The sequence below is a fragment of the Streptomyces albospinus genome (genome assembly GCF_014648695.1).
GTDB lineage: Bacteria > Actinomycetota > Actinomycetes > Streptomycetales > Streptomycetaceae > Streptomyces > Streptomyces albospinus.
This window is the reverse complement of sequence record NZ_BMRP01000003.1, coordinates 204,163-218,842: the sequence shown is the minus strand read 5'-3', so window position 1 is coordinate 218,842 and position 14,680 is coordinate 204,163. Positions and strand designations below refer to the sequence as shown.

The window sequence follows — 14,680 nt, the reverse complement described above, 5'->3', positions numbered from 1 at the left end:
TCCGGCTGGAGCGGCCCGCTGGTCCTCATCGGCGACGAGGACCAGCTGCCCTATGACCGGCCGCCGCTGTCCAAGCAGCTGCTGCACGGCACCTGGGAGCCGGACCGGCTGCTTCTGCGCACCCGGGACCAGCTCGACCCGCTCGGCCTGGACCTCCGGCTCGGCACCCGGGCGACCGGGCTCGACGCGGCGACCCGCACCCTCACCCTCGACGGGGGCGTGGGGGTTCCCCCGCTCGACGAGCAAGGTCGAGAGGGGGGGAGGCTCGACTGCGCCGGCGTGATCATCGCGACCGGCGTCGCCGCCCGCACCCTCCCCGGGGCCGACGGCATCGCCGGAGTGCACACCCTGCGCACCCTGGACGACGCGCTGGCCCTGCGGGCCGGCCTGGCGGACCCAGCCCGCCGGCTCGTCATCGTCGGCAACGGCGTCCTGGGCTGCGAAGCCGCCGCGGTGGCACGCGAGTTGGGCCACGACGTCACCCTGGTCGGCCGGGATCCGGTCCCCATGGCCGCCGCCGTCGGCACCGAGGTCGGCGAACTGCTCGCCGAGGAGCACCGCGCCCGGGGCGTACGGCTGGTGACCGGCGCGGTCGCCGGGTTCGCCACGGCCGGGGACGGCGTCCCGGCCCCGGTCAGCGGCGTACGGCTGGCCGACGGCAGCCTGCTGCCGGCCGACCTCGTACTGCTCGCCATCGGCTCCGCGCCCGCCGTCGGCTGGCTCACCGACCCGGCCCTGGACACCTCCGACGGGCTGCGCTGCGACGCGTACTGCGCCGCGGCGCCCGGGATCTACGCCGCGGGCGACGTGGCCCGCTGGGACCACCCGGTCCACGGCCGGCCGCTGCGCTTCGAGCACCGGATGAACGCCACCGAGCAGGGCATGGCCGCCGCCCGCAACCTGCTCGCCGAACTGGCCGCCGAAGGCGCCCACGACCCCGGCGACACCCCGCCGGAGCGCCGCCCCTTCGCACCGGTGCCGTACTTCTGGTCCGACCAGTACGCCCTCAAGATCCAGGCGTACGGGCTGACCGCCGGCGCCGACCGGGTCGAGACCACCGTCCTGGACCGCGCGGAACGCCGCACCGTCGCGCTCTACGGCCGCGACGGCAGCGCCGTCGGCGTGCTCGCGGCCGGTATCCCGCCGCGCCAGGTCCGGGCGCTGCGCGCGGTGGTCGCCACCCCCGTCCCCTGGGACGAGGCCCGCGAGCGGGTCGCGGCGGCCACCGCCGCGAACTGACCGCGGCACCCGCCGGAGGCGGCCGGTCGCGGGGGACCGTGTCCGGCCACGGCGCACCGTGCCCGATCATGGAGGCATGTCCGACTCCTACGTACGGGTGCGCGGCGCCCGTGAGCACAACCTCCGCGGTATCGATGTGGACATCCCGAGGGACGCGCTGGTCGCGTTCACCGGGGTGTCCGGATCGGGCAAGTCCTCGCTGGCCTTCGGCACGCTGTACGCGGAGGCGCAGCGCCGCTACTTCGAGTCGGTCGCCCCGTACGCCCGGCGGCTGATCCACCAGGTCGGCGCGCCGAAGGTCGAGGACATCACCGGACTGCCGCCCGCCGTCGCCCTGGAGCAGCGGCGCTCGGCGCCCACCTCCCGCTCCTCGGTCGGCACCGTCACCACCCTCTCCAACACCCTGCGGATGCTGTTCTCCCGCGCGGGCGACTACCCGCACGGCACGACCGGGCGGCTGGACTCCGACGCCTTCTCGCCCAACACGGCGGCCGGGGCCTGCCCGGAGTGCCACGGCCTGGGCACCGTCCACCGCGTCACCGAGGACTCCCTCGTCCCCGACCCGGAGCGCTCGATCCGCGACGGCGCCATCGCCGCCTGGCCCGGCGCCTGGCAGGGCAAGAACCTCCGCGACATCCTCGCCGCGCTCGGCCACGACATCGACCGGCCGTGGCGCGACCTCCCGGCCGCCGACCGCGAGTGGATCCTGTTCACCGACGAGCAGCCGGTCGTCACCGTCCACCCGGTCCGCGAGGCCGGCCGGATCCAACGCCCGTACAAGGGGCAGTACATGAGCGCCCGGCGCTATGTCCTGCACACCTTCGCCGACTCCAAGAGCGAGACGCTGCGCAAGCGCGTCCAGGGGTTCATGGCCGCCGAGCCCTGCCCTGTGTGCCGCGGGCGGCGGCTGCGCCCCGAGGCGCTGGCCGTCACCTTCGCCGGCCGGGACATCGCCGCACTCGCGGCGCTGCCGATCGGCGCGCTGGCCGCGCTGCTGCGCCCCACCGCGGACCGCCCCGACGACGGGGTGGCCCCGACGCTCGCCCGCGACCTGGTCGCCCGCATCGAGGTGCTCACCGAACTCGGCCTGGGCTACCTCAGCATGGACCGCCCCGCGCCCACCCTCTCCGCGGGTGAGCTCCAGCGGCTCCGCCTCGCCACCCAGCTGCGGTCCGGCCTCTTCGGCGTCGTCTACGTCCTGGACGAGCCGTCGGCCGGCCTGCACCCCGCCGACACCGAGGCCCTGCTCACCGTCCTCGGCCGCCTCAAGGCCGCCGGCAACTCGCTCTTCGTCGTCGAGCACGACATGGACGTGGTGCGGCGCGCCGACTGGATCGTGGACATCGGCCCGCGGGCCGGCGAACACGGCGGACAGGTGCTGTACAGCGGCCCGGTCGCCGCGCTCGCGGACGCCGGGGACTCCGCCACCCGCCGTTTCCTCTTCGCCGCCGCACCGCCCCCCGACCGCACCCCGCGCACCCCCACCGGCACCCTGACCCTGCACGGCGTCACCCTGCACAACCTGCGCGACCTGGACGCCGCGTTCCCGCTCGGCGTCTTCACCGCCGTCACCGGCGTCTCCGGATCGGGCAAGTCGACGCTGGTCACCCGGGTCCTCGCGGAGGCCGTACGGGACCGCCTCGGCGCGGACCGGGCCGCTGCCGACACCGAAGCCGACGAACCGGACACCGGACCGGAGGCCCGCCTCCAACTCGCCGCCGCCGAGGGCCTGGAGGCCGTGGACCGGCTGGTCCGCGTCGACCAGAAGCCGATCGGCCGCACCCCGCGCTCCAACCTGGCCACCTACACCGGGCTGTTCGACGCGGTACGCAAGGTCTTCGCCGCCACCGACGAGGCCCGTGCCCGCGGCTACACGGCCGGCCGGTTCTCCTTCAACGTGGCCGCAGGCCGCTGCGAGACCTGCCAGGGCGAGGGCTTCGTGGCCGTCGAACTCCTTTTCCTTCCCGGCAGCTACGCGCCCTGCACCGACTGCCACGGCGCCCGCTACAACCCCGAAACCCTCCGGATCACCTACCGGGGCCGCACCGTCGCCGACGTCCTCGCGCTGACCGTCGACGACGCCACGAGGTTCCTCGCCGACGTCCCCGCCGCCGCCCGCAGTCTGCGCACCCTCCAGGACGTCGGCCTCGGCTATCTGCGGCTCGGTCAGCCCGCCACCGAGCTGTCCGGCGGCGAGGCCCAGCGCATCAAGCTCGCCGCCGAACTCCAGCGGGCCCGCCGCGGCCACACCCTCTACCTCCTCGACGAACCCACCACCGGACTGCACCCCGCCGACACCGAAGTGCTGCTGCGGCAGTTGCACGGCCTGGTCGACGCCGGCAACACCGTGGTCGTCGTCGAGCACGACATGGGGGTGGTGGCGGGCGCCGACCACGTCATCGACCTCGGTCCCGGCGGCGGCGCGGAAGGCGGCCGGATCGTCGCCGCCGGCACCCCGGCTGAGGTCGCCGCGGCCCCCGGGAGCCGCACCGCGCCCTACCTCGCCCGGCACAGCGGACGGGGCCCGCTGGCCGAATCTTGACGGTCCGCTAATGTACGCGGGTCAGATCACCCCGCGGTTCCGGTACACAACGGGCCGCGGCACGACGAAGGGGCACCACCCGTGGCAGACATAGAGCAGGCCAGGGCGACGTTCGAGCGGTTCGACGCGGACGGCGACGGACAGGTCACGCCGGACGAATTCAAGCGGGCGATGGCCGAGATGGGGGACCCGTTCGTCACCGGCCCGATGGCCGAGGCGGTCATCAAGGCCAAGGACAGCGACGGCGACGGCCGGATGTCGTTCGACGAGTTCTGGCAGTCCCTCCAGGGCTGAGCCGCGGGAGACCGGGCCCGGGGCCCGGTCTCGGCGCTCGCCCCGGGGCTACCGCCGCGCGGACGCGGCGAGCGCTCCGGGCGTGCCCACCGGCGGTGGCGCGGCACCGCCGCCGGTGCCCCACCGGGACGGCCGCGCGCCTACGGAGAAGGCCAGTTCGCGGCCCGCGCGCAGATCGGCGGTGGTGAGATACGTGCGCTCGCGCGCGGTGCCGTCGAGCCGTACGGACTGGATGTACCGGTCGGCGGCCGACGTACCGGGTGCCGTGATGGTGAAGTGCCCGGACGGGAAGTACCGCCGGTCCAGCGCCAGATCCACCCGGTCGAAGACCGGAGTGCTCAACCCCCATGTGTCGGTGCCGGGCTGCACCGGGAACACCCCGATCGAGCTGAGCACCATCCACGCCGACATCGTCCCCAGGTCGTCGTTGCCGGTCATGCCGGTGGGGGTGTCGGTGAACAGCGTCAGCGCGGCGTGCACCACATCGGTGGTCTTCCACGGGCGGCCGGTCGACAGGTAGGCGTACGGCGCGATCAGATCGGGCTCGTTCTGCGGGTTGTACTTGTCCGCGTTGTAGTAGTCGTAGGGGCCGTTCACCCACACCTTGCGCGCCGTCCGCGCCGGGTCCCGGAGCAACTGCGGGTAGGCGAAGAAGGAGTCCAGCCGGGCATCGGCCCGGTCCCGGCCGCCGATCAGCCGCATCATCCCCGGCATGTCCTGCGGCACCAGCCACTGGTACTGCCAGGCCGTGCCCTCGTGGAAGCCCTCGCTCTTGGCCGGGTCGGCGGGACCGGCGAACGCGCCCCGGGCATCCCTGGCCCGGAGGAAGCCGGTCGAACGGTCGAAGATCGTACGGTAGTCGAGCGCCCGGGCCGCATAGCGTCCGGCGTCCGCCCGGTGGCCCAGGTCGCGTGCCATCTGCGCCAGCATCGCGTCCGACAGGGCGTACTCCAGGGTCGCCGAGGCTCCGAAGTCGAAGTCGGAGTCCCCGGGCTTGGCGTGCGGGCGGCCCTTGACGTACGGGGCGTAACCGTCCTTCAGATACGGGACGTTGGCCTCCCGCCCGACGGCCGGGGAGGCGGCCGGCGGCACCCCGTCGGCGTTCTTCCGCAGCGCCGCGTACGCCTCCTCCTCATGGCCCGTCAACAGCCCCTGCCGATAGGCGTTGGTGAGGAACGGGGTGACCGGGTCGCCGGTCATGATGTTGGTCTCGACCGTGCCGTAGCCCCACTTGGGCAGCCAGCCGCTCTCCCCGGCGATCCGCAGCACCGACAGCGCCATGTCGCGCGCCTCCCGCGGCGCGAGCAGCGACAGCAGCTGCGTCTGGGTGCGGTAGGTGTCCCACAGCGACCAGTTCTGGTAGTACGTGAACCCCGTTGCCCGGTGCGGGTGTTGGTCCCAGCCGGTGTAGCGGCCGTCCACGTCGCTGCCGATGTTCGGCGCGAGGAAGGACCGGTAGAGGGAGGAGTAGAAGGTGCGCCGCAGGGCCGGGGCGCCGCCCCGGGTGCGCACCAGGCCCAGCCGGCGCTCCCAGGCCGCGTCCGCCGCGGCCTTCGTACGGTCGAAGGAACTCCCGCCCTCCGCACGGAGGTTGCGTGCCGCACCGGCCGCGTCCACATAGCTGAGGGCGGTGGTCGCCTCGACGGTGCGGTCCTTGCGGGTGTCGAAGCGGACGTAGGCGCCGTTCCGCCCGGCGGCGGTGGAGTCCTTGGAGCCGGGTGTCACCCTGCCGCCGTGCCAGGTGCCGTACGACGTGAACGGCCGGCTGAAGCGGGTGAGCGTGTAGACCGTGTACGGCGCGGTGTCCTGGCAGAAGCCGCGGCCGGTGATGGCGGTGCGGACGGTGCGTGAGTCGAGCACCTCGACCCGGGTGGAGACCGTCCTGTGCAGCGACTGCCCCGCGTCGAGCAGCGCATTGGCCTTGTCGGTGGCCGGGAAGGTGTAGCGCTGCCTGCCGGTGCGGGCGGTGGCGGTCAGCTCCGCGGTGATACCGCCGTACGAGGTCAGGCCGACGCGGTAGTAGCCGGGCCGGGCCGACTCCCCGTCATGGGTGTACGCGGCGGCGTACTTCGCGTTGTCGGTGGAGGCGATGTCGCCGGTGGTCGGCAGCACCGGGAGATCGCCTCCGACGCCGCAGCCGACGCCGGAGAGGTGCACCGCGCCGAACCCGCGGATATGGCCGTCGTCGTAGCCGTAGCCGGTGGTGTGGCCGGTGTCGGGGGAGAGCTGCACCATGCCGAACGGCACGGCGGCGCCCGGGTAGGTGTTGCCGTCGTTCCGGCTGCCGATGAACGGGTTGACCAGGTCGGTGAGACGGCCGCCGGGCGGCGCGGCCTGCGCGGCGGGGGCGGCGAGGGTGCTCCCGAGGAGCGCCGCCGCCAGCACCGCGCCCGCGGTACGCAGCCGATTGCCTCTGAGCCAGGGCATGGACAGACCTCCAGGAAGGCCGACAACGTTGTCAGGGCGGGCTCATTCTTCGGGCCGGGCAGGGGCGCGTCAAGGGGCACGACCGGTCAACGGCCCTCGTCTGCCCTCGCCCTGTGCACCCGTCAGAACAGCCGGCGGCCACCCCGCCCGGCTGCACGGCACCGTCGACGCCCGGTGCCTGGCCCTGCTCCGCCGCTGCCCGCGCGGCAACGAGGCCGACCTCGACATCCGGGCCTGCGTCCCGCGCCGCCGGCTGCCCGGCTGGCCGTGGCGCCACCGGCTCGGCGCGCGGCTGTGCCGCCCCCTGAACCAGCCGTGCAACAGGCGCACTTGACGAATCATCGGGGGAGCTTCAGGCGTCCGGGCCGGTGCCCTCCGCCGTCGCCAGCTCCGAGCGGCGGTAGGAGTACGAGAAGTAGATCACCAGCCCGAGCAGGAACCACACCACGAACCGCACCCAGGTCTGCCACTCCAGGAAGGTGATCAGCCAGATCGAGAAGCACACGCCGATCGCGGGCACCACCGGCATCCCCGGAGTGCGGAAGGTGCGCGGCAGTTCGGGGCGCCTGTAGCGGAGCACGATCACCGAGATGCAGACCACCACGAACGCCAGCAGGATGCCGATGTTCGTCAGCTCGGCGGCCTCGCCGATCGGCAGGAAGCCCGCGATGAGCGCGGAGGCGACGCCGACGATCCAGGTGACCCGGACCGGCACGTGGTGGGTGGCGCTGGTCTTGGCGAACCACTTCGGCAGCAGCCCGTCCCGGCTCATCGAGAACCACACCCGGGTCACGCCGAGCATGAAGGTGAACATCACCGTGAGGATGCCGATGATCGCGCCGACCGCGATGACGTCCGCCAGCGCGTCCAGGCCCACCGACTTGAACGCGGTGGAGAAGCCGCTCTCCGGGTCGATGTGCCGGTAGTTCTGCATCCCCGTCAGCACCAGGCAGGCGAGGACGTAGAGCACCATCGAGATCGCCAGCGAGTACATGATCGCCCTCGGCATGTGGCGCTGGGCGTCCTTGGACTCCTCGGCCGCGGTGCTCATCGCGTCGTAGCCGAAGACCGCGAAGAAGACGGTGGCCGCACCGGTGAACGCGCCGCCGACGCCGAACGGGAAGAAGGGGTGGTAGTTGGCGGTGTCGATGTGCAGGAAGCCGACCGCGATGACGACCAGGACGACCAGCACTTTCAGGCCGACCACGAGCGTCTCGAAACGGGCGGCGTTCTTGATGCCGAGGGTCAGCAGATACGCGATGAGCAGGCAGAGCACCGCGGCGAAGAGGTCCATCCGGTGGCCGGGCCCGGTCCCCGGGGCACCGAGCATCCAGGCCGGCAGCCCGACCCCCGACTCGCCGAGCAGGAAGGAGAAGTAGCCGGAGATGCCGATCGCGACCACCGCCACGATCGCGGTGTACTCCAGCAGCAGGTCCCAGCCGATGAACCAGCCGGCCAGTTCGCCCAGCACCGCATAGCCGTAGGTGTAGGCCGAGCCCGCCTTGGGGATCAGGCCGGCGAACTCCGCGTACGAGAAGGCCGCCGCAGCGCTGGCCACGCCGGCGATGAGGAAGGAGACCAGCACCGCAGGACCGGCCGTGCCGTTGGCGACGGTGCCGGCCAGCGTGAAGATGCCCGCGCCGATGATGCCGCCGACACCGATGGCGGTCAGCTGCCACAGCCCCAGCTCGCGGGTCAGCTGCTGGCCCGCGGTGCCTTCCGGCTCCTCGATGTGCTCGATCGGTTTACGGCGCCATACGCCCGTTCCCGCGCGCAGCCCCCTGCGTGCCATGGGTGATCCCTCCGTCGGCTCCGTACGGACCGTGCCGGTCCGACGGCGGATCATCATGGCTGCTCGGTGGGCCCGGAGAAAGGCGACGCGGCGTCAGGGCACCAATCGGCGCCAGGGCTTCAGCCGGCGTCCTCCAGTCGGAATCCGACCTTCATTCCGACCTGGTAGTGGTCGATCTGCCCGTCGACGATATGGCCGCGGACCTGGCAGATCTCGAACCAGTCGAGGTTGCGCAGGGTCGTCGAGGCGCGCTTGATGCCGTTCTGGATCGCGGCGTCCACGCTGTGCTGGGACGTCCCGACGATCTCGGTGACGCGATAGGTGCGGTCGGTCACGGTGGTCTCCCTCGGCCGGGGCGGCGCTCCGCCCGTCCACCTCCCACCGTGCCTCAGCCCGGCCCACCCCACCAGCGGAGCCCTCGCCACCGGGCTACGGGACGACCGTGACCGGCCACCGCCCGGCCTTGACCAGGCGCACCGCGACCGACCCCATGATGCGGTGCCCGGCGGACTCCGAGGCGCCGACGACCACCGCGTCCGCCTTGAGCTCGTCGGCCATCTGCACCATGCCGTTGTACGGGTCCCCGCGCAGGGTGTGGAACTCCCAGCGAAGGTGGTAGATCCCGTCCAGCCGGTCGGTCGCCCTGCGGATCTCGGCCATCAGCTCCTCGGCGACCTCCGTGGTGGCGTCCGCGACCGGGGCGCCCATCGCGGCGCCGGCCGGCAGCACCGGCTGCACGTAGACCATCACCAGCTTCGACCCCTGGCGTCTGGCCAGCCCGGAAGCATAGGCGGCGGCGCGCCATGACGAGTCGGAGCCGTCGACGCCGACGACGATGACCTTCGGGCCGTCCGTTCCGCGCTCGAAAGGCGCGGCTGCGTTCTCGTCCACACCACGGAGGGTATCCGTACGTGCGTGCTGACGGGCTGCCGGGCCCGCCGGGGCGTCCGGCTTCGGCCACCGGTCACGCGGGGGCGGGCGGCCAGCTGTCCGGGGACAGTACGCCCAGCACGTACGCCCTGGCGACCAGCGCGGTGCGGCCCTGCACCCGCCAGCGGCGGGCCAGCCGGGCGAGGTGGTAGTTGACGCCGTCGACCGTCAGCCCCAGCGCGGTCCCGATCGCCGCGGTGGTCGCGCCGCCGGCCGCCAGCGCCAGGATCCGGGCCTCGACGGGGCTGGCGGCGGCGCGCGGCGCGGGCGTCGGGGCGGTCTCGTTCACCCGCAGCAACGCCAGCAGCGCGGGCGGCCGGACGGACGGGTCGCCGACCGGGTCCACCGACAACTCGCCCTCCCGCTCGGACCCTTCGGCGCCGACCCGCCAGCGCACCTCCACCGGATAGCGCGACCGGTGGCCCAGCCGCAGTGCCTCGGTGAGCCGGGTGATCTGCGCCTTGTCACGGGGCCGGAACTGGTCCAGCAGATTACGGCCGCGCAGCTGCCCGGGGGAGGCGTCCCACTGGGCGGCCATCGCCGGGTTGGCGATCAACACCTCGCCGTCGGCCAGGCACACCGCGATCGGGGTGGGGACCCGGTCCAGCAGCATCACGAAGTAGTCCCGGTAGGGACTGACCGCGCAGCGGCCGGCCAGATCGAGCAGCGGGGGCGGGCCGTGGGCACCCGCCGCGGTGCCGGGCGCACCGTCCGTGCCGGGCGCGCCCGCCGTACCGTCGGGTGCGGTCGTGCCGCCCCGTGCGCCCGCGCCGGACGCGTCCTCGCCGCCGTCCGCCGTACCGCCGCCGGTCCCGTCCGTCCGCGTGCCCATCGCCCCGTTTCCCGCCCTTTCTCCCGCCCCGGCCCTCGCCGCTGCCCCATCCCGGGGCCGCACGCAAGAGTGTTCAGCGATAAACCACTGCACAATCATGCAGTTGCCCGGCCCTCACCCGCACACCGGGCCGGTCACGCTGGAGACATGACCGACACCATCGCGCCCGAGACGGGCGAACGAGCCGCCGAGGTGAGCCTCCCGGTCGCCGACCTCACGGCGTCCGGGATCTCCACGACGCCCATCCAGCAGGCCATGGACCTCGCCCGGATCCACGGCCCGGCCTTCCTGCGCAAGTTCGGCGAGCGCGAGACGCTGTTCGTGTCCTCGCTCGACCTGGTCACCGAGGCCGCCGACGAGACCCGCTTCGCCAAGGGCGTGTCGGTCGTCCTGGAGGGCGTCAGAGAGTTCGCCGGTGACGGTCTGTTCACCGCCTACAACGACGAGCCGAACTGGGCCAGGGCGCACGAGGTCCTGATGCCGGCCTTCGCACTCGGCTCGATGCGGACCTACCACCCGGCGATGCTGAAGGTCGCCCGCCGGGTCATGGCGAGCTGGGACCGGAAGACGGCCGACGGCACGCCCGTCGAGGTCGCCGACGACATGACCCGGATGACGCTGGACACCATCGGGCTCGCCGGCTTCGGCTTCGACTTCGAGTCGTTCTCCCGGGACACCCCGCACCCGTTCGTCGAGTCGATGGTGCGCTGCCTCGAATGGAGCATGAAGAAGTTCGCCCGCAAGCCCGGCGCCGACCACTCCGCGGCGGACGCGGCGTTCCGCGCCGACGCCGACTACCTCGCGTCCGTCGTCGACGAGGTGATCGCCGCCCGTACGGCGAGCGGTGAGCGCGGTGAGGACGATCTGCTGGGCCTGATGCTGGCCGCCACCGGCGAGGGCGACGGACGCCAGGGGCCGGTGCTGGACCTCGCCAACATCCGCAACCAGGTCATCACCTTCCTGATCGCCGGCCACGAGACCACCTCCGGCGCGCTCTCCTTCGCCCTGTACCACCTCCTCAAGGACCCCCTCGCGCTGCGGATGGTCCAGCGCGAGGCGGACGAGCTGTGGGGCGACGAGGCCGACCCCGACCCGTCCTTCGAGGACATCGGGAAGCTGGCGTTCACCCGGCAGGTGCTCAACGAGGCGCTGCGGCTGTGGCCCACCGCCGCCGTCTTCAGCCGGCAGGCCCGTACCGACACGGTGCTCGGCGGACGGTACCCGGTCCGGGCCGGCGAACTGGTCGCGGTCCTCACGCCGATGCTGCACCGCGACCCGGTCTGGGGCGACAACCCCGAGCTGTTCGACCCGTCCCGCTTCGGCCCGGAGGCCGAGGCGGCCCGCTCGCCGCACGCCTACAAGCCGTTCGGGACCGGCGAACGCGCCTGCATCGGGCGGCAGTTCGCGCTCCACGAGGCGACCATGCTGCTGGCCCTCCTCGTCCACCGCTACCGGCTGATCGACCACGCCGACTACCGGCTGCGCATCAAGGAGACGCTCACCCTCAAGCCCGAGGGCTTCACCCTCACCCTCGCCGCCCGCACTCCCGCCGACCGGGCCGCGGTCCGCGCCGCGCTGGCCGTGCTGCCCGGCGGATCGGACGGTGACGCCGGCACCGGCGCCGCCTCCGACGACCAACTGCCCACCCGCGTCCCGCAGGACACCGGGCTGCTCCTGCTGCACGGCACCAACTACGGCACCTGCCGGGAGTTCGCCGAACGGCTCGCCGACGAGGCCACCGCACTGGGCTTCGCGCCCGAGGTCGCCCCGCTCGACGCCTACGCCGGCGCACTGCCCGCCGACCGCCCCGCGGTCGTCGTCGCCGCGTCCTACAACGGGCAGCCGACGGATGACGCGATGGCCTTCGTGGACTGGCTCCGGACCGCCCCGGACGGCGCCGCGTCCGACGTCCCGTACGCCGTGCTGGGCGTCGGCGACCGCAACTGGGCCGCCACCTACCAGCAGGTGCCCACCCTCATCGACGACCGGTTGGCCGCGCTCGGCGGCCGGCGGCTGCTGCCCCGCGCCGAGGCCGACGCCTCCGGCGAACTGACCGCCACCGTCAAGGCGTTCGGCGCCGCGCTGCGCACCGAGCTGCTGACCCACTACGGCGACCCGGCGAGCATCGGCGCCGGCGCCCCGGCCGAGGGCGGCACCGGCTACACCGTCACGGAGGTCACCGGCGGCCCGCTCGACGCGCTCGCCGCCCGGCACGAGCTCACCGCGATGACCGTCACCGAGGCATACGACCTCACCGCCCCGGACTGGCCCCGGCCCAAGCGCTTCCTGCGCATCGCCCTCCCGGACGGCACCGCCTACCGCACCGCCGACCACCTCGCCGTGCTGCCCGCCAACACCCCCGAGGCGGTGACCCGGGCCGCCGCCGCGCTCGGCGCCGACCTGGACACCGTGCTGTCCCTGGGCGCTCCCGTCGGCCGCCCGGCGCGCGACACCCTCCCCGTCGACCGGCCGCTGACCGTACGCCAACTCCTCACCCACCACTTGGAGTTGGGCATCCGGCCGACGGCCGTCCAGGTCGCCCTGCTGGCCGCCCACAACCCTTGCCCGCCCGAGCGCCTGGCCCTCGAAGCCCTCTCCGAGGACGATCCGCGCACCGTCATCGAGCTGATCGAGGCACACCCCGCGCTGCGCGGCGCGCTGCCCTGGCCGGTGGTCCTGGAGCTGCTGCCGCCGCTCCGCACCCGGCACTACTCCCTGTCCTCCTCGCCCGCCGGCGACCCGCGGCATGCCGATCTGATGGTCTCGCTGCTGCCCGGCGGCACCGGCTCCACCTATCTGCACACCCTGCGGCCCGGCGACACGGTGTGGGCCCGGGTCCAGCCCTGCCGCGAGGCGTTCCGCCTGGACCCCGCCGAGGAGACCCCGGTCATCATGGTCGCGGCCGGCACCGGCCTGGCGCCGTTCCGCGGTGCCGTCGCCGACCGCCTCGCCGCCGGTCAGACCGCCCCCGCCCGGCTCTACTTCGGCTGCGACGACCCCGACGGCGACTTCCTGCACGCCGCCGAGTTCGCCGCCGCCCAGGACGCCGGCGCGGTCTCCGTACGCCCCGTCTTCAGCGCCCGCCCGGAGAACGGCCACCGCTTCGTCCAGCACCGGATAGCCGCCGAGGGCGCCGAGGTGTGGGAACTGCTCCGGGCCGGGGCCCGGGTGTACGTCTGCGGTGACGGCAGCCGGATGGCGCCCGGCGTACGGGCCGCCCTCCGCGAGCTGCACGGTGCGCAGACCGGCGCATCCGCGCAGGAGTCGGAGGCGTGGCTGCGCGAACTGACCGCGTCCGGCCGCTACATCGAGGACGTGTACGCGGCGGGCTGAGCCACCGCCGGCCGGCCCCGGTGCGTACGCAGGACTGGATCCCGCGGCGTACCGGGGCCATGGTGGTGGGTACCGTCGGCCGGTCCGGCGGACCGAACGGGGGGCGAGTGGATGACCAAGGCACTGATCATCGGAGGCGGAATCGCCGGAGCGGTCACCGCCCTGGCCCTGCACAGGGCGGGCATCGGCGCGGAGATCCACGAGGCGTACCCGTCGGGCGCGGACGACGTCGGCGCCTTCCTCCTCGTCTTCGCCAACGGCCTCGAAGCGCTCCGGCTGGTGGACGCCCGGGACGCCATCGAGGAGCAGTCCTTCCCCGCCGAGCGCGTGGTGTTCCTCGGCGCCCGCGGCGAACCACTGGGCGAGCGGGCCATCGCCGGCACCGCCCGGGACAACGGGTCCGGCCCCCGGACCCTGCGGCGGGCCACTCTCCACCGGGTGCTGCACGCCGTGGCGGCGCGCCGCGGCATCCCCGTACGGCACGGGAAACGGCTGGTCGGCGCCCGGACCGTGCACACCGCCGGCGGCCCCCGGGTGATCGCGGCGTTCGCCGACGGCAGCACCGCCGAGGGCGATCTGCTCATCGGCGCCGACGGCCTGCACTCGGTCACCCGCACCCTGGTCGACCCGGCCGCCCCGCGCCCCCGTTACACCGGCCAGAGCACCGTCTGCGGCTACACCCGCCACCCTTCGTCCGTCCCCGCGCCCGGCACCTACACCATGATCTTCGGCGGCCGGGCGTTCTTCGGTTGCACCCGCGCCCCCGACGGTGAGATCTGGTGGTTCGCCAACGTCCCCGGCCCGGCCCCGGACCGCGCCGCCCCGGAGGCCGGCCGGCGCGAGCGCGTCGCCGCGCTCTTCGACGCCGACGACGCCCCGGCCGCCGCCCTCATCCGTGCCACCCCCGAGGACCGCATCACCGCTTTCGGCGCCTACGACATCCCGACCACCCCGGTCTGGCACACCGACACCGCGGTCATCGTCGGCGACGCGGCGCACACCGCCGCACCCAACGCGGCCCAGGGCGCCTCCATGGCCATCGAGGACGGCATCGTGCTCGCCAAGTGCCTGCGCGACCGGCCGGATCCGCCGAGCGCCTTCGCCGCGTACGAGGCGCTGCGCCGGGAGCGGGTGGAGCGGCTCGTGGCGGCCAGTGGCGAGATGGCCCGGTTGAACGCGTCGGGCGGCGGCCCGGGCAAGGGCCCGCGCCGCCGCACCGAGGGCGGTGACGCGGGCGCCGACGACTGGCTGACGGGCTACCGGATCACCTGGTGACGGGCGCCGGGAGCGC

The 14,680-nt window shown here is 73.8% G+C and carries 10 protein-coding genes; 5 read left to right on the top strand and 5 right to left on the bottom strand.

The window, feature by feature from the left end; all coding sequences use genetic code 11:
* The 3 genes from IEZ17_RS06515 to IEZ17_RS06505 all read left to right on the top strand — a co-directional run.
* Positions 1-1,239 (top strand): NAD(P)/FAD-dependent oxidoreductase (locus IEZ17_RS06515; RefSeq protein ID WP_229851955.1); only part of this gene is annotated, 1,239 nt, incomplete at its 5' end.
* Between the two features lie 76 nt (positions 1,240-1,315).
* A complete protein-coding gene (gene uvrA / locus IEZ17_RS06510; protein ID WP_189297329.1) occupies positions 1,316-3,781 on the top strand; it encodes an excinuclease ABC subunit UvrA in 2,466 nt (821 codons plus the stop codon).
* 81 nt (positions 3,782-3,862) lie between these two features.
* Entirely contained in the window at positions 3,863-4,075 is a 213-nt protein-coding gene (locus tag IEZ17_RS06505) for an EF-hand domain-containing protein (RefSeq protein WP_189297327.1), read from the top strand.
* 48 nt (positions 4,076-4,123) lie between these two features.
* Here the strand turns inward: IEZ17_RS06505 and IEZ17_RS06500 are convergent, their stop codons facing one another.
* From IEZ17_RS06500 to IEZ17_RS06480, 5 genes are all read right to left on the bottom strand, one after another.
* Positions 4,124-6,502 carry a GH92 family glycosyl hydrolase gene (locus tag IEZ17_RS06500; RefSeq protein WP_189297325.1) on the bottom strand — a complete coding sequence of 793 codons (2,379 nt, stop codon included), beginning with the start codon at positions 6,500-6,502 and terminating at the stop codon, positions 4,124-4,126.
* Between the two features lie 352 nt (positions 6,503-6,854).
* Positions 6,855-8,294 carry an amino acid permease gene (locus IEZ17_RS06495; protein ID WP_189297323.1) on the bottom strand — a complete coding sequence of 480 codons (1,440 nt, stop codon included), beginning with the start codon at positions 8,292-8,294 and terminating at the stop codon, positions 6,855-6,857.
* Positions 8,295-8,413: 119 nt separating this feature from the next.
* Positions 8,414-8,629 (bottom strand): dodecin, encoded by a 216-nt coding sequence (locus IEZ17_RS06490; protein WP_189297321.1) that lies wholly within the window; start codon positions 8,627-8,629, stop codon positions 8,414-8,416.
* Between the two features lie 94 nt (positions 8,630-8,723).
* A complete protein-coding gene (locus IEZ17_RS06485; RefSeq protein ID WP_189297319.1) occupies positions 8,724-9,185 on the bottom strand; it encodes a universal stress protein in 462 nt (153 codons plus the stop codon).
* Positions 9,186-9,258: 73 nt separating this feature from the next.
* Positions 9,259-9,837 carry a PAS domain-containing protein gene (locus IEZ17_RS06480; RefSeq protein ID WP_189297663.1) on the bottom strand — a complete coding sequence of 193 codons (579 nt, stop codon included), beginning with the start codon at positions 9,835-9,837 and terminating at the stop codon, positions 9,259-9,261.
* A 366-nt stretch (positions 9,838-10,203) separates the two neighbouring features.
* Between IEZ17_RS06480 and IEZ17_RS06475 the strand changes: the two genes are divergently transcribed.
* Both IEZ17_RS06475 and IEZ17_RS06470 read left to right on the top strand, forming a co-directional pair.
* The gene (locus tag IEZ17_RS06475; RefSeq protein ID WP_189297318.1) at positions 10,204-13,389 is read left to right on the top strand and encodes a cytochrome P450; all 3,186 of its coding nucleotides are present in this window, start codon (positions 10,204-10,206) and stop codon (positions 13,387-13,389) included.
* A gap of 111 nt (positions 13,390-13,500) precedes the next feature.
* A complete protein-coding gene (locus IEZ17_RS06470) occupies positions 13,501-14,664 on the top strand; it encodes an FAD-dependent monooxygenase (RefSeq protein ID WP_189297316.1) in 1,164 nt (387 codons plus the stop codon).
* The last annotated feature ends 16 nt before the right edge of the window (positions 14,665-14,680 follow it).

Bases quoted from the DNA above. Each gene is read 5' to 3' on its own strand.
- IEZ17_RS06495 (WP_189297323.1), bottom strand. From the start codon at position 8,294: ATGGCACGCAGGGGGCTGCGCGCGGGAACGGGCGTATGGCGCCGTAAA.
- IEZ17_RS06470 (WP_189297316.1), top strand. From the start codon at position 13,501: ATGACCAAGGCACTGATCATCGGAGGCGGAATCGCCGGAGCGGTCACC.
- IEZ17_RS06475 (WP_189297318.1), top strand. From the start codon at position 10,204: ATGACCGACACCATCGCGCCCGAGACGGGCGAACGAGCCGCCGAGGTG.
- uvrA (WP_189297329.1), top strand. From the start codon at position 1,316: ATGTCCGACTCCTACGTACGGGTGCGCGGCGCCCGTGAGCACAACCTC.
- IEZ17_RS06500 (WP_189297325.1), bottom strand. From the start codon at position 6,502: ATGCCCTGGCTCAGAGGCAATCGGCTGCGTACCGCGGGCGCGGTGCTG.
- IEZ17_RS06480 (WP_189297663.1), bottom strand. From the start codon at position 9,837: ATGCTGCTGGACCGGGTCCCCACCCCGATCGCGGTGTGCCTGGCCGAC.